The 25,703-nt window shown below is 65.4% G+C and carries 19 protein-coding genes; 14 read left to right on the forward strand and 5 right to left on the reverse strand.

Features of this window, described 5'->3' with window-relative positions:
• Positions 1–16 precede the first annotated feature (16 nt).
• Positions 17–1,051 carry a type IV pilus twitching motility protein PilT gene (locus DN388_RS18060; protein ID WP_255001467.1) on the forward strand — a complete coding sequence of 345 codons (1,035 nt, stop codon included), beginning with the start codon at positions 17–19 and terminating at the stop codon, positions 1,049–1,051.
• Here DN388_RS18060 and DN388_RS18065 read toward each other — a convergent pair.
• On the reverse strand, positions 1,048–1,686 hold the full coding sequence (locus tag DN388_RS18065) for a C40 family peptidase (protein ID WP_043860139.1): 639 nt from the start codon (positions 1,684–1,686) through the stop codon (positions 1,048–1,050). The genes DN388_RS18060 and DN388_RS18065 overlap by 4 nt on opposite strands.
• Positions 1,687–1,842: 156 nt before the next feature.
• On the opposite strand from DN388_RS18065, the gene DN388_RS18070 reads away from it, so the two are divergent.
• A complete protein-coding gene (locus DN388_RS18070; RefSeq protein WP_043860140.1) occupies positions 1,843–2,265 on the forward strand; it encodes a TM2 domain-containing protein in 423 nt (140 codons plus the stop codon).
• A 40-nt stretch (positions 2,266–2,305) separates the two neighbouring features.
• Here the strand turns inward: DN388_RS18070 and DN388_RS18075 are convergent, their stop codons facing one another.
• The 3 genes from DN388_RS18075 to DN388_RS18085 form a co-directional block, all read right to left on the reverse strand.
• A complete protein-coding gene (locus tag DN388_RS18075) occupies positions 2,306–2,998 on the reverse strand; it encodes an SPOR domain-containing protein (RefSeq protein WP_043860141.1) in 693 nt (230 codons plus the stop codon).
• A gap of 1 nt (position 2,999) precedes the next feature.
• A complete protein-coding gene (gene argS, locus DN388_RS18080) occupies positions 3,000–4,736 on the reverse strand; it encodes an arginine--tRNA ligase (RefSeq protein ID WP_255001469.1) in 1,737 nt (578 codons plus the stop codon).
• Positions 4,737–4,913: 177 nt separating this feature from the next.
• Positions 4,914–7,133, reverse strand: coding sequence for a primosomal protein N' (locus tag DN388_RS18085; RefSeq protein WP_058541787.1), 2,220 nt, complete (start codon positions 7,131–7,133; stop codon positions 4,914–4,916).
• A gap of 166 nt (positions 7,134–7,299) precedes the next feature.
• On the opposite strand from DN388_RS18085, the gene rpmE reads away from it, so the two are divergent.
• From rpmE to DN388_RS18100, 3 genes are all read left to right on the forward strand, one after another.
• On the forward strand, positions 7,300–7,515 hold the full coding sequence (gene rpmE / locus DN388_RS18090) for a 50S ribosomal protein L31 (RefSeq protein WP_043860144.1): 216 nt from the start codon (positions 7,300–7,302) through the stop codon (positions 7,513–7,515).
• A gap of 32 nt (positions 7,516–7,547) precedes the next feature.
• Positions 7,548–8,345: a thermonuclease family protein gene (locus DN388_RS18095; protein ID WP_255001472.1), complete on the forward strand. Its 798-nt coding sequence runs from the start codon at positions 7,548–7,550 to the stop codon at positions 8,343–8,345.
• Positions 8,346–8,528: 183 nt separating this feature from the next.
• Positions 8,529–9,797: a malic enzyme-like NAD(P)-binding protein gene (locus DN388_RS18100; RefSeq protein ID WP_043860148.1), complete on the forward strand. Its 1,269-nt coding sequence runs from the start codon at positions 8,529–8,531 to the stop codon at positions 9,795–9,797.
• 112 nt (positions 9,798–9,909) lie between these two features.
• Here DN388_RS18100 and DN388_RS18105 read toward each other — a convergent pair whose 3' ends face one another.
• Positions 9,910–12,342 carry a penicillin-binding protein 1A gene (locus DN388_RS18105; RefSeq protein ID WP_173925097.1) on the reverse strand — a complete coding sequence of 811 codons (2,433 nt, stop codon included), beginning with the start codon at positions 12,340–12,342 and terminating at the stop codon, positions 9,910–9,912.
• Positions 12,343–12,516: 174 nt separating this feature from the next.
• On the opposite strand from DN388_RS18105, the gene pilM reads away from it, so the two are divergent.
• The 9 genes from pilM to DN388_RS18155 all read left to right on the forward strand — a co-directional run bounded on the left by pilM (position 12,517) and on the right by DN388_RS18155 (position 25,685).
• Positions 12,517–13,368: a type IV pilus biogenesis protein PilM gene (pilM, locus tag DN388_RS18110; RefSeq protein ID WP_088514652.1), complete on the forward strand. Its 852-nt coding sequence runs from the start codon at positions 12,517–12,519 to the stop codon at positions 13,366–13,368.
• Complete coding sequence (locus DN388_RS18115) at positions 13,365–13,895, forward strand: PilN domain-containing protein (protein WP_255001474.1); 531 nt, start codon at positions 13,365–13,367, stop codon at positions 13,893–13,895. The genes pilM and DN388_RS18115 overlap by 4 nt, the downstream gene beginning before the upstream one ends.
• Positions 13,892–14,791 carry a pilus assembly protein PilP gene (locus tag DN388_RS25370; protein ID WP_303627150.1) on the forward strand — a complete coding sequence of 300 codons (900 nt, stop codon included), beginning with the start codon at positions 13,892–13,894 and terminating at the stop codon, positions 14,789–14,791. The genes DN388_RS18115 and DN388_RS25370 overlap by 4 nt, the downstream gene beginning before the upstream one ends.
• Positions 14,792–14,839: 48 nt before the next feature.
• Positions 14,840–16,087, forward strand: a complete 1,248-nt coding sequence (locus DN388_RS18130; RefSeq protein WP_235593729.1) for a type IV pilus secretin PilQ — start codon at positions 14,840–14,842, stop codon at positions 16,085–16,087.
• 4 nt (positions 16,088–16,091) lie between these two features.
• Positions 16,092–16,610, forward strand: a complete 519-nt coding sequence (aroK, locus tag DN388_RS18135; protein WP_043859939.1) for a shikimate kinase AroK — start codon at positions 16,092–16,094, stop codon at positions 16,608–16,610.
• Between the two features lie 100 nt (positions 16,611–16,710).
• Entirely contained in the window at positions 16,711–17,808 is a 1,098-nt protein-coding gene (gene aroB, locus DN388_RS18140; protein ID WP_255001475.1) for a 3-dehydroquinate synthase, read from the forward strand.
• 16 nt (positions 17,809–17,824) lie between these two features.
• Positions 17,825–19,420, forward strand: coding sequence for an AAA family ATPase (locus tag DN388_RS18145; RefSeq protein WP_043859937.1), 1,596 nt, complete (start codon positions 17,825–17,827; stop codon positions 19,418–19,420).
• A gap of 367 nt (positions 19,421–19,787) precedes the next feature.
• Entirely contained in the window at positions 19,788–24,233 is a 4,446-nt protein-coding gene (gltB, locus tag DN388_RS18150; protein WP_255001476.1) for a glutamate synthase large subunit, read from the forward strand.
• A 33-nt stretch (positions 24,234–24,266) separates the two neighbouring features.
• On the forward strand, positions 24,267–25,685 hold the full coding sequence (locus DN388_RS18155) for an FAD-dependent oxidoreductase (RefSeq protein ID WP_043859935.1): 1,419 nt from the start codon (positions 24,267–24,269) through the stop codon (positions 25,683–25,685).
• The last annotated feature ends 18 nt before the right edge of the window (positions 25,686–25,703 follow it).

Here is a 25,703-nt window from a genome sequence, read left to right on the forward strand (position 1 = left end):
ATGTTTGGGGAGTGTTATGGACATGACCGGGCTGATGGCCCTGGCGCTCAGGGAAGGCGCCTCCGATCTGCACCTGGCGGCCGGCAGTGCGCCGATGATCCGCCGTGACGGGCAGATGCAGCCGCTGGGGCCGGCGGCGTTGAGCAGCGACAACCTGCATGCCCTGCTGGCGCAGCTCATGAGCCCACAGCAGCAGGAGGACTTCGCCAGGCTGCAGGACCTGGACTTTGCCGTGGCCGTGCCCGGGCTGGGGCGCTTTCGGGTCAACGCCTTCGTGCAGGTGCGCGGGCCGGCGGCGGTACTGCGCCTGATACCCGACCAGGTGCCGACGCTGGCGAGCCTGCAGCTGCCGGAGGTGTTTCGTCGCATTGCCGAGTCGCCGGCCGGGCTGGTGCTGGTGACCGGCCCCACCGGCTCAGGCAAGTCGTCCACCCTGGCGGCGCTGGTCGATCACCTAAACCGCGAGCGCGCCGTGCATATCCTGACCCTGGAAGACCCGCTCGAATTTATCCACAGCCCGCTGCGCAGCCAGCTCAGCCAGCGTGAGATGGGGCGTCACAGCCAGGGGTTCGCCCAGGCGCTGCGGGCTGCGCTGCGCCAGGACCCGGACGTGATCATGCTTGGCGAGCTGCGCGACCTGGAGACGATCCGCCTGGCTCTGACCGCCGCCGAAACTGGCCACCTGGTGCTGGCGACCCTGCACACCGCCTCGGCGGCCAAAGCCATCGACCGGCTGGTGGACGTGTTTGCCGCGCAGGAGAAGGCCCTGGTACGCACCATGCTCGCCGACGCCTTGCAGGCGGTGGTGGCCCAGGTGCTGGTGCCCAGGGTGCAAGGCGGGCGAGTGGCCGCGCACGAGGTCCTGCTGGCCACGCCGGCGGTGCGCAACCTGATTCGCGAGGGGAAGGTGGCGCAGCTGTATTCGGCCATGCAGACCGGCGCGGCGTTGGGTATGCAGACCCTGGACAGCAGCCTGCAGGGCCTGGTGAGGCGGGGAGTCGTCAGCCTGGAAACGGCCAGGGCGAACGTGCGTTCGCCCGATCAGGTCTAGCGTTTGGCCAGGCGCAGCTGGGTTTGCGGCTGCTCCTTGGGCAGTACGCGCTTGGCGACCACGTAGTGGCTCTGCCAGTAGGGCTTGTTCAGGGTATCGATGCTGACCCGCTTGCCGCGCCGTGGCGCGTGGATGAAGCGGTCGTTGCCCAGGTAGATGGCCACGTGGTTGACGCGGCGACTCTTGATGTTGAAGAACAGCAGGTCGCCGGGCTTGAGATCCTTGCGGTCGACTTTCACGCCGTGGCCGCTGGCCATGGCGTTGGAGGTACGCGGCAGGTCGACCTCGTCGATGTCGTTGAAGGCGTACTTGACCAGCCCGCTGCAGTCGAAGCCCTTGCTCGGGCTGCTGCCGCCCCAGCGGTACGGAGTGCCCAGCACGTTCACCGCGCGGCTGAGCACATCGCTGCTCTGCTTGGCCGGCATCGAGGCGACCTGGCGGGTGGTCTTGGCGACCTTGGAAGAGGCGGCGGACGAGGTGACCTTGGCGTGGGCGCCCTTGGTCGAGCGTACGGCTGCAGTGCTGGTGGTGTGCACGTTGAAGCCGTTGGGAAGACGTTGCTCACGGTTGGTGGCGTGGGCGGCCAGTGGCAATAAAAGGCAAACAGTCAGCCATGTCTTGAAAAAAGGTCGCATGGGCAGGGCTCTTGTTGGTTAAGCGCGCAACTTTATAACAGCTTTTTGATCGAATTCTGGTCCGTTGGTCGATTGCAGAGGCGCCATACGTCGGCTGAGCACGTAAAAGTCACATTTTTTCTTAGAAAATTTCTCTCTAAACCGTGGAGGCTATGAATGAACAGTTATCAGCAACAGGCGCAGCCCCAGGACACCCACAGCAAGGTCCTCGGCTACTTGCTGTGGATCTTCGGTTTTACCGGGTCGCACCGTTTCTACTACGGCAGGCCGGTGACCGGCACCATCTGGTTCTGCACCCTGGGCCTGCTCGGTATCGGCTGGCTGATCGACCTGTTCCTGATCCCGAAGATGGACAGCGAGGCCGACCTTCGCTTCCACGCCGGCCCGCTGGACTACAGCCTGGCCTGGATCCTGCTGACCTTCCTGGGGATATTCGGCGTGCACCGCATGTACCAGGGCAAGTGGATCAGCGGCGTGATCTATGCCTTTACCGGCGGGCTGTTTCTGCTGGGGGTGCTGTACGACTTCTGGACGCTGAACACCCAGGTATCGCTCAAGAACGTGCAGGCGCGGGCCTGAAAGCAGGCGGCCCGCTGCTGCGGGCCGCCGAACATCGGGGTTACTGGCGTATCTGGCGCTGTTGCAGCAGCAGGTTGTTGAAGCCGCTGCCGGCCAGTTGCTTCTGCGCCACGGTCAGCTGTTCGCGATTGCTGAACGGGCCGACCAGCACGCGGTACCAGGTCTCTTCCTTCACCGTACCGGACTCCACCTTCACCGCCTGGCCGAGCAGGATGATCTGCGCACGCACCTTGTCGGCATCGGCCTCTTTGCGGAACGAGCCCGCCTGCAGGTAGAACTGCGTGGTAGCGGCCGGCTTGATCACCGGCGGTGCCGGTGGCGGGGTCTGCCCCAGCAGCGCGGCCTGGGCGCGGGCGGTGTCGATCTTGGCCGCCTCGGCCGGGGTCACCGGTGGCTGCGCCGGTACCGGCGGGGTTTTCTCCGGCACGGCTTCGGGCGGCACGATCACTTCCGACTCGGGCAGCAGTGTGTAGAAGTCGTACTTGGGCTTGACCGGCTGCTGCGGGCTCGGCGCGGTCTTGTTCGCCTCGGCGATCTTCTCGGCCTTCTGCTGGGCTTCAGGCTTGGTGCGCTTGACCTCGTCGCGGCTGGGCTCGAGTTTCATCAGGAACACGATGAACGCACCGACCGTGAGGCCGATGGCCAGCCACATCCAGCCCGGTATCGGTTGCTTGGCCGGGGCCTGATAGCGGCTGGCGCCGCGCTTGGGAGCAGGTTTTTTCTTGGCAGCCAACTTACATGCGCTCCAGGGTTTCCAGGCCAAGCAGTTCCAGGCCCTGCTTGAGGGTGCGACCGGTCAGGGCGGCCAGGCGCAGGCGGCTCTGCTGCTGTTCGGGTGTTTCTGCGGCGAGGATCGGGCAGCTCTCGTAGAAGCTGGAGAACAGGCCGGCCACGTCGTAGAGGTAGCTGCACAGTACGTGCGGGGTGCCTTTTTCGGCGACGTTGTTCAGGATTTCGCCGAACTGCGCCAGGCGCGCGGCCAGGTCCTGTTCCTGCGGGGCCTGCAAGCGGATCTCGCCTTCGACCTGGTCGAAGCCCTTGCCCAGCTTGCGGAACACGCCGGCCACGCGGGTGTAGGCGTACAGCAGGTACGGCGCGGTGTTGCCTTCGAAGTTGAGCATCAGCTCGAAGTTGAAGCTGTAGTCGCTGGTACGGTGCTTGGACAGGTCGGCGTACTTGACCGCGCCGATGCCCACCACCTTGGCGATGGCGCGCAGTTCTTCTTCAGGCAGCTGCGGGTTCTTCTCCTTGACCAGGGCGTAGGCACGCTCCTTGGCTTCGTTGAGCAGGTCGATCAGCTTCACGGTGCCGCCGTCGCGGGTCTTGAACGGGCGGCCGTCGGCGCCGTTCATGGTGCCGAAGCCCATGTGCTCCATGTCCATCGGGTGGGTCACGAAGCCGGCCTTGCGGGCCACCGCGAACACCTGCTGGAAGTGCAGGGCCTGGCGCTGGTCGACGAAGTACAGGGCGCGGTCGGCCTTGAGCACGCCGCTGCGGTAGCGCACGGCGGCCAGGTCGGTGGTGGCGTACAGGTAGCCGCCGTCGGCCTTGACGATGATCACCGGCAGCGGCTCGCCCTCGGCGTTCTTGAACTCGTCGAGGAACACGCACTGGGCGCCGTTGCTTTCCACCAGCATGCCCTTGGCCTTGAGGTCCTCGACCACATTGGCCAGGTCGTCGTTGTAGGCGCTTTCGCCCATCACGTCGGCCATGGTCAGCTTGACGTTGAGCAGCTCGTAGGTCTTCTGGCAGTGCGACAGCGAGATGTCCTTGAAGCGGGTCCACAGCTTCAGGCACTCGGGGTCGCCGGCCTGCAGCTTGACCACCAGGCCACGGGCGCGGTCGGCGAACTCGCTGGACTCGTCGAACCGCTTCTTGGCGGCGCGGTAGAAGTTCTCCAGGTCCGACAGCTCTTCGCTGGTGATCGGGTTCTCTTCCAGGTACGCCATCAGCATGCCGAACTGGGTGCCCCAGTCGCCCACGTGGTTCTGGCGTACCACATCGTCACCGAGAAACTCCAGCACACGGGCCACGGCGTCGCCGATGATGGTCGAGCGCAGGTGGCCGACGTGCATTTCCTTGGCCAGGTTGGGCGCCGACATGTCGATCACGACCTTCTGCGTGGCGCCGGCCTTGTGCACGCCGAGCCTGGCGTCGGCCAGTGCGGCATCCAGGCGCGAGGCCAGGGCCTGGGTGTTCTGGAAGAAGTTGAGGAAGCCCGGGCCTGCGATCTCCACCTTGCTGACCTGCGGGTCGGCGGGCAGGGCGGCGATGAGTTTCTCGGCCAGGTCGCGCGGCTTGAGGCCGGCGGGCTTGGCCAGCATCATCGCGATGTTGCTGGCGAAATCGCCGTGGGTCTTGTCCCGGGCGTTTTCCACCTGGATCGCCGGCGTCAGCCCGTCAGGCAGCACACCGTCGTTGACGAGTTGGGTGAGGGCTTGCTGGATCAGCTGGCGAATGGTGTCTTTCATGGGCTTCTCTTTCGACCGCAAGCGCGGCGGCGCCTGGATGCGCAGGTGGAAAAACTGGGTATTATCCGTTGCCGGGGCGAGGTTGCCAACCTTTAGGGCCCTTTGGCCGACAATGCAGGCTCTGCAGAGGGCCAGGGCTCATCAAACCTGTAGGAGCCGGCGTTGCCGGCGAAGCGGTCAGTACAGGTCGACCGGGTCCACATCCAGCGACCAGCGCACCTGTCGCCCGCTCGGCATCTGCTCCAACACTAACAGCCAGGCGCTCATCAGACGATGCAAGGATGCCCTTGCATTGGCCTGCAACAACAATTGCGCACGAAAACGTCCCGCCCGTCGCTCCATCGGCGCCGGCACCGGGCCCAGCAGCTCGATGCCGTGCAGGTCGTGCTCTGCCAGCAACTGCTCGGCGGCGCTGCAGGCCTCGTCGAGAAAGCTCTCGGCCTGCCCCGGCTTGTGCGCCTCGGCGCGCAGCAGCGCCAGGTGCGCGAAGGGCGGCAGGCCGGCGGCGCGGCGCTCGCTCAGGGCCTGTTCGGCAAACGCGAAATAGCCCTGCTCGGTAAGCTGTACCAATAGAGGATGGTCGGCCAGGTGCGTCTGGATGATCACTTTGCCTGGCTCCTCTGCACGCCCGGCACGCCCTGCCACCTGCACGATCAGTTGGGCCATGCGCTCGCTGGCGCGAAAATCCCCGGAGAACAGCCCGCCATCGGCATCCAGGATCGCCACCAGGGTGACCCGCGGAAAGTGGTGCCCCTTGGCCAGCATCTGGGTGCCGACCAGGATGCACGGCTCGCCGCGCTGCACTGTGGCGAACAGCTGGTTCATCGCGTCCTTGCGCGAGGTGCTGTCGCGGTCCACGCGCAGTACCGGTACATCCGGAAACAGGATGCTCAGGCGCTCTTCGGCGCGCTCGGTGCCTGCACCTACCGGGCGCAGGTCCACATGGTTGCACTGCGGGCACTGGCGCGGTACGCGCTCGTCATAGCCGCAGTGGTGGCAGCGCAGTTCGCCGGAGCGCTGATGCACGGTCATGCGCGCATCGCAGCGCGGGCATTCCGACAGCCAGCCGCAGTCGTGGCACAGCAGCGTGGGGGCAAAGCCGCGACGGTTGAGGAACACCAGCACCTGCTGGCCGGCGGCCAGGGTCTGGCCGATGGCCTGTTGCATCGGCCCGCTGATGCCGCTGTCCAGCGGCCGGCTCTTGACGTCCAGGCGCAGGAAGCGCGGCGCCTTGGCGCCGCCGGCGCGGTGGTTCATGCGCAGCAGGCCGTAACGGCCGGAGTAGGCGTTGTGCAGGCTTTCCAGCGATGGCGTGGCCGAGCCCAGCAGGATCGGGATGTGCTCCTGGTGCGCGCGCACCAGGGCCAGGTCGCGGGCGTGATAGCGCAGGCCTTCCTGCTGCTTGTAGGAGCCGTCGTGCTCCTCGTCGATGATGATCAGGCCCGGGTTCTTCATGGGCGTGAACAGCGCCGAGCGGGTGCCGATGATGATGTCGGCCTCGCCATCACGGGCCGACAGCCAGGCTTTGAGGCGTTCGCGGTCGTTGACTGCCGAATGCAGCAGGGCAATGCGCGCATTGAAGCGCTGCTCGAAGCGCGCCAGGGTCTGCGGCCCGAGGTTGATCTCCGGAATCAGGATCAGCGCCTGCTTGCCGGCCTCCAGGGTTTCGCGGATCAGTTGCAGGTAGACCTCGGTCTTGCCGCTGCCGGTGACCCCGGCCAACAGAAAGGCATGGAAGCTGCCGAACCCTGCCTGCACCGCATGAAACGCCGCCTTCTGCTCATCGTTGAGCGGCAGTTCGGGCTGTGCCAGCCAGTGTTCGTGGCGCGCCGGCGGGGCATGCCGGCGTACCTCCACCTGCACCAGCTCCTTGGCCAGCAGCAGGTCGAGGCTGTCCTTGCTCAGTTTGAGCTTGCTCAGCAGGCCGTGGGCCACGCCGTGCGGATGCTGCGCCAGGGTGGCCAGGGCATCGCGCTGGCGCGGTGCGCGGGCGATGCGCGGGTCGTCGTGGCGCGCCCCCGGGGCCACCTGCCAGAAGCGTTCCTGGTGCGCTTCGGCCGGCTCGCCCTGGCGCAGCAGCACCGGCAGCGCCCAGCTCAGGGTGTCGCCCAGGCTGTGCTGATAGTACTGCGCGGTCCACACGCACAGCTTGAACAGGGCTGGCGGTATCGGCGATACCGGGTCAAGCAGGGCGATGGCAGGCTTGAGTTTGTCGGCGGGCACCTCGCTGTGCTCGCACACCTCCACCAGGATGCCGATCATCTCGCGGCGCCCGAACGGCACGCGCAGGCGCATGCCGGGGGTGAATGCGGTGTGCGCCATGCTTGCCGGGGCCCTGTAGTCGAACAACCGCCGCAGGGGCGAGGGCAAGGCAAGGCGAAGGATGACGTCGGACACGCGCAGGGTCTCTGAAGGGCAATTCGGTAGCCGCCGAGCCTAGCAGACGACAGTCGGTACAAGCGACAACTTGCGCTGATGGCATGCTCTGGTATTATTCGCCGCCTAATTACGTGCGGTATTCAACAATGGTGTTGGGTGGCGGCACGCAGTCGAGGAAGTGACCATGAAACCAGAAATTCATCCGAATTATGAAGCAGTCGCAGTCACCTGCAGCTGCGGCAATGTGTTCCAGACCCGTTCGACCCTGTGCGCCCCACTGGCCACCGACGTCTGCAACGAGTGCCACCCGTTCTACACCGGTAAGCAGAAAGTGCTGGACACCGGCGGCCGCGTACAGAAGTTCGCCGACCGTTTCGGCATGTTCGGTGCCAAGAAGTAAGACGGCGCGAAGCTGGCCCCATGGGCTTGGCAATGCTGTTGAAGAAGGCGTCCCTGGTGGGCGCCTTTTTTGTGGCCGCGATCTGGCAGTTGCCGGCGCAGGCGCTGTGTACGCTGCCGGCCGACCTCCAGGGCGGGGTGCAGAGCGTTGCGGTACGCCAGGTGATCGACGGCGATACCTTGCGTCTGAAGGATGGGCGCAATGTGCGCCTGATCGGCATCAATGCTCCCGAGATCGGGCGCAAGGGGCGGCCCAGCGAGCCCTATGCGGTGGCCGCGCGCCAGCGTTTGCAGGCCCTGGTCAAGGCCAGTGGCGGGCGGGTCGAGCTGCTGCCGGGTAAAGAGCCGCGCGACAAATACAAGCGCACCCTGGCCCATGTGTTCGACCGCTCTGGTCACAATCTGGAAGAACAACTGCTGGGCGAGGGTCTGGGTTATCGCATCGCGGTAGCGCCCAACACCGCCCTGCGCGACTGCCATCAACAGGCTGAACAGGCCGCCCGCAGCGCCCGCGCGGGGCTGTGGGGCCAGCCGCCGGTGATCGCGCCGGGGCACCTGCGCCAGGCCGGCTTTGCGCTGGTCGCTGGCCAGGTTCAGTCGGTCGAGCGCAGCGGTGGCGCCATCTGGATCGAGTTGGGCCATTCGCTGGTGCTTCAGGTGCCGGCCAGGTTGTCGCGCAACTTTGCGCCTGATTTCACCGACGGCCTCGAAGGCCGACGCGTCGAAGCCCGCGGTTGGGTGCTGGATCGTTCCCGCAAGGGCGGGCTCAGGCCGGGTCAGGCGCGCTGGATGCTGCCACTCACCGACCCGACGATGCTGGAAAGACAATAAAGATAATAAATTGTGAACATTTTAAAAATGGATTGTACACACTGAAAGCCTTGCGGGCTGCGGCTCTTGGCTTAAAGTCGTAGGCTAAAGGCCTTGACACAAGTGACCGGGCAGTCTTGTCGGCCCATTGCTCTTTGCGTATCCTCGGCGGTCCGTCAGAACAGTAAAAGCGGAATGCCCATCATGTCAGATTTGAAAACTGCCGCTCTCGAATACCATGCTCAGCCTCGTCCGGGGAAACTGAGCGTAGAGCTCACCAAACCGACCGCGACTGCTCGCGACCTGGCGCTGGCCTACAGCCCGGGTGTTGCCGAGCCAGTACGTGAAATCGCCCGTGACCCGGAGCTGGCCTACCAGTACACCGGCAAGGGCAACCTGGTAGCAGTCATTTCCGACGGCACCGCCATTCTCGGCCTGGGCAACCTGGGCCCACTGGCGTCCAAGCCGGTGATGGAAGGCAAGGGTGTTCTGTTCAAGCGTTTCGCCGGTATCGACGTGTTCGACATCGAAGTCGATGCCGAAAGCCCGCAGGCCTTCATCGACACCGTCAAGCGCATCTCGATCACCTTCGGCGGCATCAACCTGGAAGACATCAAGGCACCCGAGTGCTTCGAGATCGAGCGCGCGCTGATCGAGCAGTGCGACATCCCGGTGTTCCACGATGACCAGCACGGCACCGCGATCGTGACCGCGGCCGGCATGATCAACGCCCTGGAAATCGCGGGCAAGACCCTCGCCGATGCCAAGATCGTCTGCCTGGGCGCCGGTGCTGCGGCCATCTCCTGCATGAAGCTGCTGGTGAGCATGGGCGCGAAGATCGAAAACATCTTCATGGTCGACCGTACCGGCGTGATCCACGCTGGCCGTGACGACCTGAATCAGTACAAGGCGGTGTTCGCCCACGCTACCGACAAGCGCAGCCTGGCCGATGCCCTGGAAGGCGCTGACGTGTTCGTCGGCCTGTCCGGTCCGAACCTGCTGAGCCCTGAAGGCCTCAAGTCGATGGCACCGAACCCGATCGTGTTCGCCTGCTCGAACCCGGACCCGGAAATCTCGCCGGAGCTGGCCCACGCCACCCGCAGCGACGTGATCATGGCCACCGGTCGTTCCGACTACCCGAACCAGGTCAACAACGTGCTGGGCTTCCCGTTCATCTTCCGTGGGGCCCTGGACGTTCGCGCCAAGCGCATCAACGAAGAGATGAAGATCGCTGCCGCCAACGCCCTGAAGGACCTGGCCAAGCTGCCGGTGCCCAAGGAAGTCTGCGCTGCCTACGGCGTCGACGCGCTGGAATTCGGTCGTGAGTACATCATTCCGAAGCCGATGGACGCACGCCTGATCACCGTGGTTTCCGATGCCGTGGCCAAGGCTGCGATCGAAAGCGGTGTGGCGACCCTGCCGTATCCGAAGAACTACCCGCTCAAGAGCGTGGATGACGTGTTCAACGGCTGAGCCGTTGTAGCGTTGTAGCAAAAAGCCCCGGCTCGCGAGAGTCGGGGCTTTTTGTTTGGGGCTGGTAATTGTGCTGGCGAATGGGCTGCAGGGCAGCCCCCGGGTTACCCCATCAGAACAGATCGATCGGCGCCGACTCGTCCGCCGGCAGCGGGCTGCCTGGCGCACTGCCACCCAGCTCGTTGACCGACGGCGGGGTGTCTTCGGCCTTGAACAGCTCGAAGTACGCATCAGGCGTGCTCGGCGTGGCCGCACGGCCGCTCACCGGGTCCACCCGCAGGCTGAGGATGCCTTCAGGCTGCGGCAGCGTGTGCATCGGCTTGTCCTTGAGCGCGGCGCCCATGAAGCTCATCCAGATCGGCAGCGCCACGGTACCGCCATACTCGCGACGGCCCAGGGTCTCGGGCTGGTCGAAGCCGCTCCATACGGTGGTCACGTAGTCGGCGTTGTAGCCGGAGAACCACGCATCCTTGGACTCGTTGGTGGTACCGGTCTTGCCCGCCAGGTCGGTGCGCCCCAGCGCCAGGGCACGTCGCCCGGTGCCACGCTTGATCACGTCCTGCAGCATGCTGGTGAGGATGTAGCTGGTACGTCCGTCGATGATCTGCTCGGCCACCGCCGGCACCTGCGGCGCCACCGCACTCACGTCGGCGCCCAGTGCCGCATCGGTGACGATCGGCGTTTCGGCGGCGCCAATCCCGGCCTCGTCCTGATGCCCCCGAGGCACGCTGGGCGGGTTGGCGGTGAACAGCGTCTCGCCATTGCGGCTTTCGATGCGGTCGATCAGGTACGGGGTGATCTTGTAGCCGCCGTTGGCAAACGCGCTCCAGCCGGTGGCGATCTCCATCGGCGTGAGGGTCGCGGTGCCCAGCGCCAGCGACAGGTTGCGCGGCAGGTCCTGCTTGTTGAAGCCGAAACGGGCGATGTAGTCGATGGTCTTGTCCACGCCCATGGCCTGCAGCAGGCGGATCGATACCAGGTTGCGCGACTTGTACAGCGCCTCGCGCATGCGGATCGGGCCAAGGAAGGTGTTGGTGTCGTTCTTGGGTCGCCACACCTTGTCCAGGTACTCGTCGACGAACACGATAGGGGCGTCGTTGACCAGGCTGGCGGCGGTGTAGCCGTTGTCCAGCGCCGCGCTGTAGACGAACGGCTTGAAGCTCGAGCCCGGCTGGCGCTTGGCCTGCATGGCGCGGTTGTAGTTGCTCTGCTCGAACGAGAAGCCGCCCACCAGAGCGCGGATGGCGCCGTTGTTCGGGTCCAGGGTCACCAGTGCGCTCTGGGCGCCAGGCACCTGGCTGAACTTCAGTTCGCCTTCGCCGGTGCGTTGCACGCGGATCACGTCGCCGACCTGGGCCACATCGCCCGGCTGCTGCGGGGCGCGGCCCTGGCTGTTGGTGTTGAGGAATGGGCGGGCCCATTTCATGGTGTCCCAGGCCACGGTCTCGGTCTGGCCCGACTTGGTCAGCACCTGCAGGCCGGTCTTGTCGACCTGGGTGACGATGGCCGGTTCCAGCCCGCCCAGTGGGCGCAGCTTGGTCAGTTCCTGCAGCCAGGCGGCCTGGGTCTTGCCCGGCAGGCGCGACTCGGGGCCGCGGTAGCCGTGGCGGTGGTCGTAGGCGCTGAGGCCATCGAGCACGGCGCTGTTGGCCATTTCCTGCAGGTCGCTCGGCACCGTGGTGGTCACGCGGAAACCTTCGGTGTAGGCGTCGCTGCCGTAGCGGCCGACCATCTCGGCGCGGGCCATCTCGGCGATGTACGGGGCATTCACCTCGGGCGTCGGCACGTGGTAGCTGGCGTTGATCGGTTCGGCCAGGGCAGCCTGGTAGCTGGCTTCGTCGATCTTGCCCAGCTTGTACATGCGCCCCAGGATCCAGTCGCGGCGTTCCTTGGCGCGCGTCGGGTTGGCCAGCGGGTTGAAGCGCGACGGTGCCTTGGGCAGGCCGGCGATCATCGCCATCTGCGCCAGGCTCACGTCACGGATCGACTTGCCGTAGTACACCTGCGCTGCGGCTTCGATGCCGTAGGCACGGTTGCCCAGGTAGATCTTGTTCACGTACAGCTCGAGGATCTCGTCCTTGGTCAGCTCGCGCTCGATCTGCAGGGCCAGCAGGATCTCGTTGGTCTTGCGCGAGAAGCTGCGTTCGCTGCTGAGGAAGAAGTTCTTCGCCACCTGCATGGTGATGGTGCTGCCGCCGGTCTGGATGTGCCCGGACTTGAGCAATTGTGTTGCAGCGCGCATCAGGCTGCTGGGGTCGACCCCATAGTGATTGGCGAAGTTGTCGTCTTCGGCGGACAGCAAAGCCTGGATGAAATGCGGGGGAATGTCGGCGAAACGGATGGGAGAACGCCGCATCTCGCCGAACTCGGCAATCAGCTTTCCATCGCTGCTGTATACCCGCAAAGGGATCTGCAACTGGATGCTTCTCAGGGCCTCTACCGAGGGCAGGCTGGGGCTAAGATACAGAAACGCGCCGCTCAGACCGAGCACGACGGCACAGATGACTGCGACGAAAGACCACCAGAAGAACTTCAGCAGGCGTATCAAGGCTTTGGGGTGTCCAGTTTGAAATATGGATTGAGCGCAGGGCTGATCGACGAGAAAAAACGCTGGGCATTATAAGCAATTTTCACTGTGCCGCGTGGGTTGCGCGGTGCACGGGCTGACCGGTGCCCTGTCTGGGGGCCGGTCGAAGCAGGCGGATGCCAGGGAAAGCCAATGTTTGGACGTTTCGGCAAGGATGCCGGTTCACTGCTGGGTATCGATATTTCATGTTGCGCGGTGCGATTGCTGCAGCTGCGGCAGGTGGCAGGGGCCTTCGAGGTGCGTGCGCAGGCCGTGCAGACGCTGGCGGCGGGCGTGCTGCAGGACGGCCGGGTGGCCGACCCGGCACAGCTGGCGCAGGTGCTGGGCGATGCCCTGGCCCGCAGCGGTGCCACCTTGCGCGAGGCGGCGCTGGCGATTCCGGCCACGGCCGTGCTGAGCAAGACCGTGCAGGTGCCGGCGGGGCTGGCAGAGGATGCCCTGTTTGCCCGCCTGTGCCATGAGGCCGAGCCTTTCATACCCTTTGCCCTGGACGAGGCGGCCTTCGATTTCGAGTGCCGCGGCTCGGTGGCGCACGACCCGTGCTACGAGGCGGTGGGGGTGTATGCCTGTCATCAGGGCTGGCTCGATGGGCTGGAGGCGGCACTGGAGCTGGCAGGCCTGCGTGCGCGGGTGGTCGAGACCGACAGCCTGGCGTTGTTGCGCGCGGTCGGGGCGGACGATGACGCGGTCGCCGTGGTGCGGGTCGAGCCAGGGCACTGGGCGCTGCATGCACAGCACCAGGCATGGCGTGCCGACGCGGGTGCAGCGGCCGATGTGCCGCAGGCGTTGGCTGCCTGCATCGAACGCTGGTTGCAGGCCCTGGAGGGCCCTGCACCGGCGCGGCTGGTGGTGACCGGGGCGGCTGCCGATTCGGCCCAGGCGCTGGAAGTGCAGCGTCGGCTGGGTATCGAAACCACGGTGTTCGATGCCGCCGAACCCGCGCTGGCGCTGGCCTATGGGCTGGCGTTGAGGCGTGCCCCGTGAGGCGCGATATCAACCTGCTGCCGTGGCGGGCCTGGCAACGCCAGCGCAGTGTGCGGCAGTTGCAGGGGTTGATGCTGGTGGCTCTGCTGCTGGGGGTCGCCATCGTGGTGCTGCTGGACCGGCATGGCGTCTATCGCCTGGCGCAGCAGGGGCAGGCCAATGCGGCCCTGCGCGATGCCATCGCCCGGCTTGAGGGCCCGCTGGCAGAACTGGCCGACCTGACCGCCCGGGGCGATGCGCTGCAGGAGCGCATCCAGGGGCTGGATGCCGTGCTGCGCGCCGCGTCCCCAGGTGGTCAGGTGCTTGCACCGCTGGCCACGCGGGTGCCACAAGGGTTGCAACTGACTGCACTGGCGCTCGAGGGCAGCGCGCTGCGCCTGGAGGGGGTGGCACAGGGGCGGGCGTCGGTCACTCAACTGCTGCGCAATCTGGATCAGGCCCCTGGCCTGGGCGAGGTGCAGTTGCAGGAGATCAAGGCCACCGCCGCCGGCGAGGTGTTCCACCTCCGTGCGCAGGTGCAGCCATGAGCCCGGCTCTCGACTGGTACCTGATGGCAGCGTGGCCTCGGCGGTACAAGGCGCTGTTGCTGGCGGCTTGCCTGCTGCTGGCGCTCGGTAGCGGTTATGGGCTGCACCTGCGCGGGGCGAACGCTTCGCTTGAGCGGGCGCTGGCGCGTGGAGCCGAGTTGCAGCAGGCCTGGCAGGCGCAGGCAGACCAGGTCGCCCGGCTGGACGAGCAGCAGGCCCGCTTGCTCGGCCTGGAGCAACGCCTGCGGGAGGCCCAGGCCCGGCTGCTGCCAGCGGGCGGCATGCCCGGCCTGCTGCAGGCTGTCGCCCGGGCCGGGCGGGGCCTGGTGTTCGAGCAGGTGAAAGTGTTGCCGGCGCACCCGCAGGCCCTGCATGCCGAAATGCCGGTGCACCTGCAGGTGGTGGGCGACTTCGCCGCGCTGGCCGGTTTTGTCGACGCCCTGGCCACACTGCCTGAACGCGTGACCCTGCATGACCTTCACCTGGCGCCGCTGGCGGGGCGTGGGCAGCTGCGTCTGCAGATGCACCTCAAGGCCTATGCGTCCGGCCTGCCGGTCGACCCCGTGGCGCAGCCGGTGCTGGCGGAGGCGCGCGATCCCTTTGCCGCGCCGCCGCCCGCAGCGCTCGAATTTGCGCTGGAACACGTGCCGCTGGAACAGATGGAACTGGTCGGGCACCTGGCCGACCGCCGCGGCGGGGTGGCGTTGATCCGTGTTGCGGGGGCGCTGTACCCGTTGCGCGAAGGTGACCGGCTGGGGCCGGACAAGGGGCGGGTGGTGCGCATCGATGCGCAGCAGGTCGAGCTCGAGGAGCAGGTATGGGTCGAGGGCGCCGGCTGGGTGGAGCGCTCGCAGGTGATCGAAGCCAATGGGGTGGCTCGACACGTCGTCAACTGACCAGGGAGGTCGTGGATGAACAGGATGTTCAGCCTGTGTGCGGTACTGATGGTGGCGCTGCCGGTAGCAGGTGCAGGCCTTGGGGCCGAGGGGGCAGGGTATGGCGGCGAGCCGCTGTCGTTGAGTTTCCAGGATGTCGAGGTGCGTTCGGTGCTCAAGGTGCTGGCCGACTTCACCGGGGTCAACCTGGTGGCCAGTGATGCAGTACAGGGCAAGGTGACCCTGCGCCTGCACGAGGTGCCCTGGGAACAGGCACTGGACCTGGTGCTGCGCAGCAAGGGCCTGGGTCGGCGTCAGGAGGGCAACGTGCTGCTGGTGGCGCCTTTGGCCGAACTGGCCGGGCACGATACCCAGGCCCGTGCGGCGCAGGCCCCGCCCACGCTGGTGCGCGAACTGCTCACGGTCAGCCATGCGCGGGCCGGGGATATCGTGCAGCTGTTCCAGGCCATGGTCGAGGACGACGACCCCGGCGCGATCACGGTCGACGAACGCACCAATACCATCATTGCCAGCCAGCCGTCGGCACGCCTGGCCGACCTGCGGCGGCTGCTCGCGCAGCTCGATGTACCGGTTCGCCAGGTGATGATCGAGGCGCGCATCGTCGAGGCCAATGTCGATTACGAAAAAAGCCTGGGGGTGCGCTGGGGCGGGGCGGTGCAACTGGGCGGCGGCCTGCGCGCAGGCGGGTTGGCCGCCGACGGGCTGCCGTTCGTCGACCTGGGGGTGGAACGGGCCACCTCGGGTATCGGCCTGGGGTTGGTGCGCGACAGTGTGCTGCTCGACCTGGAGCTCAGCGCGATGGAAAAGACCGGCAATGGCGAAATCATCTCCCAGCCCAAGGTGGTCACCGCCGACAAGGAAACCGCGCGCATCCTAAAGGGTACCGAGGTGCCGTATCAGGAATCGGGTGCCAACGGCACCACGTCCACCACCTTTCGCGAGGCCTCGCTGTCGCTGGAGGTGACCCCGCAGATCACGGCCGACAACCGGGTGATCATGACGGTCAAGGTCACCAAGGACGAGCCGGACTACCTCAATGCCCTCAACAGCGTGCCGCCGATCCGCAAGAACGAGGTGAATGCCAAGGTTCAGGTGGGGGATGGCGAGACCATCGTGATCGGCGGGGTGTATGCCACCGTGCAAAGTAATGTTGTCGACAAGGTGCCATTTTTCGGCGATGTGCCGTATGTTGGGCGGCTGTTTCGTCGCGCTGTCATCCAAGAGAAAAAATCCGAGCTGCTGGTCTTCCTGACTCCGCGTATCATGAGTGACCGGGCGATTGCTGTGAGTCGTTGATTCTGTGCGAAATTTGATACTTGTAGGGCCGATGGGTGCCGGTAAGAGCACCATCGGTCGCTTGCTGGCCAAAGAGCTGCGCCTGCCGTTCAAGGATTCCGACAAGGAAATTGAGCTGCGCACGGGCGCCAACATCCCGTGGATCTTCGACAAGGAAGGCGAGCCCGGCTTTCGTGATCGCGAGCAGGCGATGATCGCCGAGCTGTGCGAGGCCGACGGCGTGGTGCTGGCCACCGGCGGCGGCGCGGTGATGCGCGATGCCAACCGTGCGGCGCTGCATGCCGGGGGGCGCGTGATCTACCTGCACGCCTCGGTGGAGCAGCAGGTGGGGCGTACCGCCCGTGACCGCAACCGGCCGCTGCTGCGCACAGCCAACCCGGAGGCCACGCTGCGCGCCTTGCTCGAGTTGCGCGACCCGCTTTATCGGGAAATCGCCGACCTGGTGGTGGAAACCGACGAGCGGCCGCCGCGCATGGTGGTTCTGGATATTCTGGAGCGCTTGCAGAAGTTGCCGCCCCGTTAAGGCTTGACTATCCTCGGCGGCCAGTCATGCCCTGGCAGGGCACTTCGTTATTGCGCGGGTCGGTTCTTCGATGCCGCGCCTTTGTTCTTTGTGGGGACACATGCAGACACTTAAGGTCGAACTGGGCGAACGCAGCTACCCGATCTACATCGGCGAAGGCCTGCTGGATCAGCCTGAACTGCTGGCGCCGCACATTGCCGGCAAGCAGGTCGCCATCGTATCCAACGAGACTGTCGCGCCCCTTTACCTGCAACGCCTCACCCACAGCCTGGGGGCTTATTCGGTACTGCCGGTGGTGCTGCCCGACGGCGAGGCCTTCAAGAACTGGAAAACCCTGCAACTGATCTTCGACGCCCTGCTGACGGCGCGCCACGACCGTCGCACCACCGTGATCGCCCTGGGCGGCGGGGTGATCGGCGACATGGCCGGCTTTGCCGCCGCCTGCTACCAGCGCGGCGTGGACTTCATCCAGGTGCCCACCACGCTGCTGTCCCAGGTGGACTCGTCGGTGGGCGGCAAGACCGGCATCAACCACCCGCTGGGCAAGAACATGGTCGGTGCCTTCTATCAGCCCAACGCGGTGCTGATCGATACCGCCAGCCTCAAGAGCCTGCCGCCGCGCGAGCTGTCGGCGGGTCTGGCCGAGGTGATCAAGTACGGCCTGATCTGCGACGAGCCGTTTCTGGGCTGGCTCGAAGACAATGTCGATGCGCTGCGTGCGCTCGACCAGGCTGCACTGACCCGCGCCATCCAGCGCTCCTGCGAGGCCAAGGCGGCCGTGGTGGGGGCTGACGAGCGCGAGTCGGGCGTGCGTGCCACGCTCAATCTCGGTCACACCTTTGGCCACGCCATCGAAACCCACATGGGCTATGGTGTGTGGCTGCACGGTGAAGCCGTGGCGGCTGGCACGGTAATGGCCCTGGAAATGTCCATGCGCCTGGGCTGGATCAGCCAGGCGCAGCGCGACCGCGGCATTCGCCTGTTCCAGCGCGCCGGCCTGCCGGTGGTGCCTCCGGCCGAAATGACCCCGGCCCACTTCATGGAACACATGGCGGTCGATAAAAAGGTGCTCGACGGTCGTCTGCGCCTGGTCCTGCTGCGCCATATGGGCGAAGCCGTGGTGACCGACGACTATCCGCAAGAGATTCTTCAGGCCACGCTGGCGGCGGATTACCGCGCAATCGTGGCCCAGCTTTGAGGTTGACGAGAGTTCGATGACTAGTTTGCATGCCGACGAGGCCTTTCTCGGCCATTACCAGTTGAACCATGACCCCTTCGCTGCGCGGGTGCCTGGCTTCAAGTTCTTCCCTGCCCAGCGCAAGCCGGTGCTGGGCCAGTTGCATCACCTGGCCCGCTACAGCCAGTTGCTGCTGGTGGTCACAGGCCCTCTGGGCAGCGGCAAGACCCTGCTGCGCCAGGCCCTGGTGGCCAGCACCAACAAGCAGTCGGTGCTCAGCGTGGTGGTTTCGGCGCGTGGCGCCGGCGATGCAGCCGGCCTGCTGGCCCAGGTAGCGCAGTCGCTGAACGTGGCCAAGGCGCAAGTCACCGAGATCCTCGCCCAGATCGTGCAGCTGGCGCTGACCGGTCAGGAAGTCTACTTGCTGGTGGACGATGCGGAACAACTTGGCGAGTCGGCACTCCAAGCCTTGCTGGAACTGGCGGCGGGCACACCGGAAGGTCGCCCGCACGTGTTCCTGTTCGGCGAGCCGTCACTGATCGCAGCCCTGGATGAACTCAATGCCGAGCAGGAGCGTTTCCACGTCATCGAGTTGCAGCCCTACACCGAGGACGAAACCCGGGAATACCTGGAGCAGCGTCTGGAAGGTGCCGGGCGCGGTATCGAGGTGTTCACCAGCGAGCAGATCGCCGAGATTCACGAAAACTCGGACGGCTGGCCTGGAGCAATCAACCAGGTGGCCCGCGATACCATGATCGAAGCCATGCTCGCCACCCGCTCGCCGGTGAAGCGACCATCAATGGGGTTCAATATGCCGAAGAAACACGTGCTGGCGTTGTCTGCCGTGGTAGTGGTTGCCGTGGCGGCAGCCGTGCTGATGCCCAAGAAGGGCGACCAGGCGCCGGCCACTGCGCCTGCCGAGCAGGCGCAACTGCCCCTGGGCCAGGGCAAGCCGGGCAATGCCCAGTCGAACAACGGTGGCCCGGCCATCGAGTTCGCCGGTTCTTCGCAGCCGATGCCGCTGCCACTGGTGGGCCAGTCCCAGCCGGTGATGCGCGGCCCGCTGGCCGAGGCGGCCGGCATGGGTGATGGCGAGGAATCCGGCCCGGCTGGCGACACTGCACTGCAGCCGCCTACCGTTACCACCACTGCACCGCCCGCCGGTGTCACTGCAGGCCCGGCGCCTACGATGGCCCAGCCGGTTGTACCGGCGCAGCAGCCTGCCGCGCCAGTGGCCAGCAAGCCGGTTGCACCTGCCGCCAAGCCCGCCCCTGCGCCCGTGCAGGTGGCCACGGCCAAGCCGGCACCCAAGCCTGCGGAAAAACCAGCTGCCAAGCCCGCTGCGGGCGGTAGCTGGTACAGCGGCCAGGCGCCAGGCAACTACGTGGTGCAGATCCTGGGCACCAGTTCCGAGGCATCGGCCCAGGCGTTCGTCAAGGCCGAGGGTGGCGACTATCGCTACTTCAAGAAAACCCTGCAGGGCAAACCCCTGTACGTGATCACCTACGGCAACTTCTCCAGCCGCGATGCAGCCGTCGCTGCAATCAAAACCTTGCCAGCCAAGGTCCAGGCTGGTAAACCTTGGCCTCGTACCGTTGCCAGCGTCCAACAAGAACTGGCTGCGACCCGCTGATACATGGTCGGGTGGCACTACCCCCGCCACCTGCTGAGCGACTCCTGAACCCCGGTCTAGCCTGCTGCGTAACACGCGGCAGGCTTTTCTGTCCCAGACTGCCGGCCACAAGCCCGTGTTGCAGTCCAGGCTGAAACGCTTCAGACTCAAGCAATTCCGTTACCACGGATTCTTGTATAAAAACATTCAAAAATGCGACATGGATTTTCACTGATGCGTCAGTAAATTTGTGGGCTTCACTGTCGCTGTGCAACAATGGCATCCGTATTGCCCCCGCAAAGCTGACGTTCGTTCGGCGTGGATGGTAAGTGGTTGTATTAAAAAGAGATTTGCCTTGGTGAGAGGCGAACCTGGTGAGAAAGTGTCTATGAAAACAGGTCTGTACCATCCCGAAGAATTCAAGGATAACTGTGGTTTCGGCCTGATCGCCCATATGACGGGCGAACCCAGCCACCACCTTTTGCAAACGGCTATCCAGGCCCTGACCTGCATGACCCACCGTGGTGGGATCAACGCCGACGGCAAGACCGGCGACGGCTGCGGGCTGCTGATGCAGAAGCCCGATCGGTTCCTGCGGGCCGTGGCCCTGGAACAGTTCGGCAGCGAGCTGCCCCGCCAGTACGCGGTCGGCATGGTGTTCTTCAACCAGGACACCGCCAAGGCCGAAGCCGCACGCGACAACATGAACCGCGAGATCCTCGCTGCCGGCCTGAGCCTGGTGGGCTGGCGCAAGGTGCCGATCGACACCAGCGTGCTCGGTCGCCTGGCGCTGGAGCGCCTGCCGCAGATCGAGCAGGTGTTCGTCGGTGGCGAAGGCCTGAGCGATCAGGAGTTCGCGATCAAGCTGTTCAGCGCCCGGCGTCGCTCGTCGGTGGCCAACGCCGCCGATGCCGAACACTACATCTGCAGCTTTTCGCACAAGACCATCATCTACAAAGGCCTGATGATGCCGGCGGACCTCACCGCCTTCTATCCGGACCTGAGCGACGAGCGCCTGCAGACGGCGATCTGCGTGTTCCACCAGCGCTTCTCCACCAATACCCTGCCCAAATGGCCGCTGGCCCAGCCATTTCGCTTCCTCGCCCACAACGGCGAGATCAATACCATCACCGGCAACCGCAACTGGGCCCAGGCGCGGCGTACCAAGTTCGCCAACGACCTGATCCCGGATCTGGAAGAGCTCGGCCCGCTGGTCAACCGCGTGGGCTCCGACTCCTCGTCGATGGACAACATGCTCGAGCTGATGGTCACCGGTGGCATCGACCTGTTCCGTGGCGTGCGCATGCTGGTACCGCCGGCCTGGCAGAACGTCGAGACCATGGACCCCGACCTGCGCGCGTTCTATGAATACAACTCCATGCACATGGAAGCCTGGGACGGCCCGGCGGGCATCGTGCTCACCGAAGGCCGCCATGCCGTGTGCCTGCTCGACCGCAACGGCCTGCGCCCGGCGCGCTGGGTCACCACCAAGAACGGCTATATCACCCTGGCGTCGGAAATCGGCGTGTGGGACTACAAGCCCGAAGACGTCATCGCCAAGGGCCGCGTGGGCCCGGGGCAGATCTTCGCGGTCGACACCGAGACCGGCCAGATCCTCGACACCGATGCGATCGACAACCGCCTCAAGTCGCGCCACCCGTACAAGCGCTGGTTGCGCCAGAATGCCCTGCGCATCCAGGCCGACCTGAGCGACGACCAGGGCGTGGCCAGCTACGACGGCGACCAGCTCAAGCAGTACATGAAGATGTTCCAGGTCACCTTCGAGGAGCGTGACCAGGTGCTGCGCCCCTTGGGTGAGCAGGGCCAGGAAGCCGTGGGCTCGATGGGCGACGACACGCCGATGGCGATCCTGTCGCAACGCGTGCGTTCCACCTACGACTACTTCCGCCAGCAGTTCGCGCAGGTCACCAACCCGCCGATCGACCCGCTGCGCGAAGCCATCGTGATGTCGCTGGAGATCTGCCTGGGTGCCGAGCGCAACATCTTCCAGGAGTCCCCCGAGCACGCCTCGCGGGTGATTCTCAGCTCGCCGGTGATTTCGCCGGCCAAGTGGCGCTCGCTGATGAACCTCGACCGCCCGGGCTTCGAACGCCAGGTGATCGACCTCAACTACGAGGAAAGCATCGGCCTGGAAGCGGCCGTGCGCAACATCACCGAACAGGCCGAAGAAGCCGTGCGCAGCGGCAAGACCCAGCTGGTGCTGAGCGACCGTCATATCGCACCCGGCAAGCTGCCGGTGCATGCGTCGCTGGCCGTGGGCGCCGTGCACCATCGCCTGACCGAACTGGGCCTGCGCTGCGACAGCAACATCCTGGTCGAGACCGCCACCGCCCGCGATCCACACCACTACGCGGTGCTGATCGGGTTCGGCGCCTCGGCGGTGTACCCGTATCTTGCCTACGAAGTGCTGGCCGACCTGATCCGCACCGGCGAAGTGCTCGGTGACCTGGACGAAGTGTTCAAGTACTACCGCAAGGGCATCTCCAAGGGGCTGCTCAAGATCCTCTCCAAGATGGGCATCTCGACCATCGGTTCCTACCGGGGCGCGCAGCTGTTCGAAGCCGTGGGCCTGTCCGAGGAAGTGGTCAACCTCAGCTTCCGTGGCGTGGCCAGCCGCCTCAAGGGCGCGCGCTTCGTCGACATCGAGAACGAGCAGAAGCTGCTGGCCGCCGAAGCCTGGAGCCCGCGCAAGCCGATCCAGCAGGGCGGCCTGCTCAAGTTCGTGCACGGTGGCGAATACCACGCCTACAACCCGGACGTGGTCAATACCCTGCAAGCTGCCGTGCAGCAGGGCGACTACGCCAAGTTCAAGGAATACACCGCACTGGTCGACAAGCGTCCGGTGTCGATGATCCGCGACCTGCTCAAGGTGAAAACCCTGGAGCAGCCGCTGGACCTGAGCGAAGTCGAGCCGCTGGAGGCCATCCTCAAGCGCTTCGACTCGGCGGGTATTTCCCTGGGCGCGCTGTCGCCTGAGGCCCACGAAGCCCTGGCCGAGGCGATGAACCGCCTGGGCGCGCGCTCCAACTCCGGCGAGGGCGGCGAAGACCCGGCCCGCTACGGCACCATCCGCAGTTCCAAGATCAAGCAGGTGGCCACCGGCCGCTTCGGCGTCACCCCCGAATACCTGGTCAATGCCGAAGTGCTGCAGATCAAGGTGGCCCAGGGCGCCAAGCCGGGCGAGGGCGGCCAACTGCCGGGCGGCAAGGTCAACGGCCTGATCGCCAGGCTGCGCTATGCGGTGCCGGGCGTGACCCTGATCTCGCCACCGCCGCACCATGACATCTACTCGATCGAAGACCTCTCGCAGCTGATCTTCGACCTGAAGCAGGTCAACCCGCAGGCGCTGGTCTCGGTCAAGCTGGTGGCCGAAGCCGGGGTAGGCACCATCGCCGCCGGCGTGGCCAAAGCCTATGCCGACCTGATCACCATCTCCGGCTACGACGGTGGTACCGGCGCCTCGCCGCTGACCTCCATCAAGTACGCCGGTGCACCGTGGGAACTGGGCCTGGCCGAAACCCACCAGACCCTGCGTGGCAACGACCTGCGCGGCAAGGTGCGGGTACAGACCGATGGCGGCCTGAAAACCGGCCTGGACGTGGTCAAGGCCGCGATCCTCGGCGCCGAGAGCTTCGGCTTCGGCACCGCACCGATGATCGCCCTGGGCTGCAAGTACCTGCGCATCTGCCACCTGAACAACTGCGCCACCGGCGTGGCCACGCAGAACGAAAAACTGCGCAAGGACCACTACATCGGCACCGTCGACATGGTGGTCAACTTCTTCACCTACGTGGCCGAGGAAACCCGTGAATGGCTGGCCAGGCTGGGCGTGTGCAGCCTGGGCGAGCTGATCGGGCGTACCGACCTGCTGGAAATGCTCCCCGGTGAAACCGAGAAGCAGAAGCACCTGGACCTCAGCCCGTTGCTGGGCAGCCCGCACGTTCCGGCCGACAAGCCGCAGTTCTGCGAAGTGGACCGCAACCCGCCGTTCGACAAGGGCGTGCTGGCCGAGAAGATGGTGCAGATGGCCCTGCCGGCGATCCGTGACCTGGCCGGCGGCGAGTTCGAGCTGGATATCTGCAACTGCGACCGCTCCATTGGCGCGCGGATCTCCGGTGAAATTGCCCGCCTGCACGGCAACCAGGGCATGGCCAAGGCGCCGCTGACCTTCCGCTTCAAGGGCACTGCCGGGCAGAGCTTCGGGGTGTGGAACGCCGGTGGCCTGAACATGTACCTCGAAGGTGATGCCAACGACTATGTCGGCAAGGGCATGACCGGCGGCAAACTGGTGATCGTGCCGCCAGCGGGCAGCCCGTTCGAAACCCAGCACAGCGCCATCGTCGGCAACACCTGTCTGTACGGCGCCACGGGCGGCAAGCTGTTCGCCGCCGGTACCGCGGGTGAGCGCTTCGCGGTGCGCAACTCCGGTGCCCACGCCATCGTCGAGGGCACGGGCGATCACTGCTGTGAATACATGACCGGGGGCTTTGTCTGCGTATTGGGCAAGACCGGTTACAACTTCGGTTCCGGGATGACCGGTGGTTTTGCCTACGTGCTCGACCAGGACAACAGCTTCGTCGACAAGGTCAACCACGAACTGGTGGAGATCCAGCGTATCAGCGGCGAGGCGATGGAGGCTTATCGCAGCCACCTGCAGCGCGTGCTGGGTGAATACGTCGAAGAAACCAACAGCGAATGGGGTCGTGAGCTCTGGGAAAACCTGGATGACTACGTGCGTCGCTTCTGGCTGGTCAAGCCGAAGGCGGCCAACCTGAAGAACCTGCTGTCCAGCACCCGTGCCAACCCGCAGTGATATGCGCCTGAAGAGTTTGATGAGGTTTTGAACATGGCTGAACGTCTGAGTAATGACTTCCAGTTCATCGAGGTCGGGCGCAAGGATCCGAAGAAGAAACTGTTGCGTCAACGCAAGAAAGAGTTCGTGGAAATCTACGAGCCCTTCAAACCCCAGCAGTCGGCCGAACAGGCCCACCGCTGCCTGGGCTGTGGCAACCCGTACTGCGAATGGAAGTGCCCGGTGCACAACTTCATTCCCAACTGGCTCAAGCTGGTGTCGGAGGGCAACATCCTCGCTGCTGCGGAGCTGTCGCACCAGACCAACACCCTGCCCGAAGTGTGCGGCCGGGTGTGCCCGCAGGACCGCTTGTGCGAGGGTGCCTGTACTCTCAACGACGGCTTCGGCGCGGTGACCATCGGCTCGGTGGAGAAGTACATCACCGACACCGCCTTCGCCATGGGCTGGCGCCCGGACATGTCCAAGGTGGTGCCCACCGGCAAGCGCGTCGCGGTGATCGGTGCCGGCCCGGCGGGCCTGGGTTGTGCCGACGTGCTGGTGCGCGGCGGGGTAACCCCGGTGGTGTTCGACAAGAACCCCGAGATCGGCGGCCTGCTGACTTTCGGCATCCCCGAGTTCAAGCTGGAAAAGACCGTGCTCAGCAACCGCCGCGAAGTCTTCACCGGCATGGGCATCGAGTTCCGCCTGAACACCGAGGTGGGCAAGGACGTCACCATGGACCAGTTGCTCGAGGAATTCGATGCGGTGTTCATGGGCATGGGCACCTACACCTACATGAAGGGTGGCTTCCCTGGCGAAGACCTGCCGGGTGTGCACGACGCGCTGGATTTTCTGATCGCCAACGTCAACCGCAACCTGGGCTTTGAAAAGTCCCCGCAAGACTTCGTCGACATGAAGGACAAGAAGGTCGTGGTGCTGGGCGGTGGCGACACCGCGATGGACTGCAACCGTACCTCCATCCGCCAGGGCGCCAAGGCCGTGACCTGTGCCTACCGGCGTGACGAGGCGAACATGCCCGGCTCGCGCAAGGAGGTGAAGAACGCCAAGGAGGAGGGCGTGAAGTTCCTCTACAACCGCCAGCCGATCGCGATCGTGGGTGAAGACAAGGTCGAGGGCGTGAAGGTGGTCGAGACCCGTCTCGGCGAGCCGGATGCCCGTGGCCGTCGCAGCCCCGAGCCGATCCCGGGTTCCGAAGAGATCATCCCGGCGGACGCTGTGGTCATCGCCTTCGGTTTCCGCCCCAGCCCTGCGCCGTGGTTCGAGCAGTTCAGCATCCAGACCGACAGCCAGGGCCGTGTGGTGGCGCCGGAGCAGAACCGCTTCAAGCACCAGACCAGCAACCCCAAGGTGTTTGCCGGTGGCGACATGGTGCGCGGTTCGGACCTGGTGGTGACGGCTATCTTCGAGGGGCGCAATGCCGCCGAGGGGATCCTGGACTATCTGGAGGTCTGATCGGGCCTCTTCGCCGGC

The organism is Pseudomonas sp. S12(2018), from assembly GCF_024355235.1.
GTDB classification, from domain to species: Bacteria; Pseudomonadota; Gammaproteobacteria; order Pseudomonadales; family Pseudomonadaceae; genus Aquipseudomonas; species Aquipseudomonas palmensis.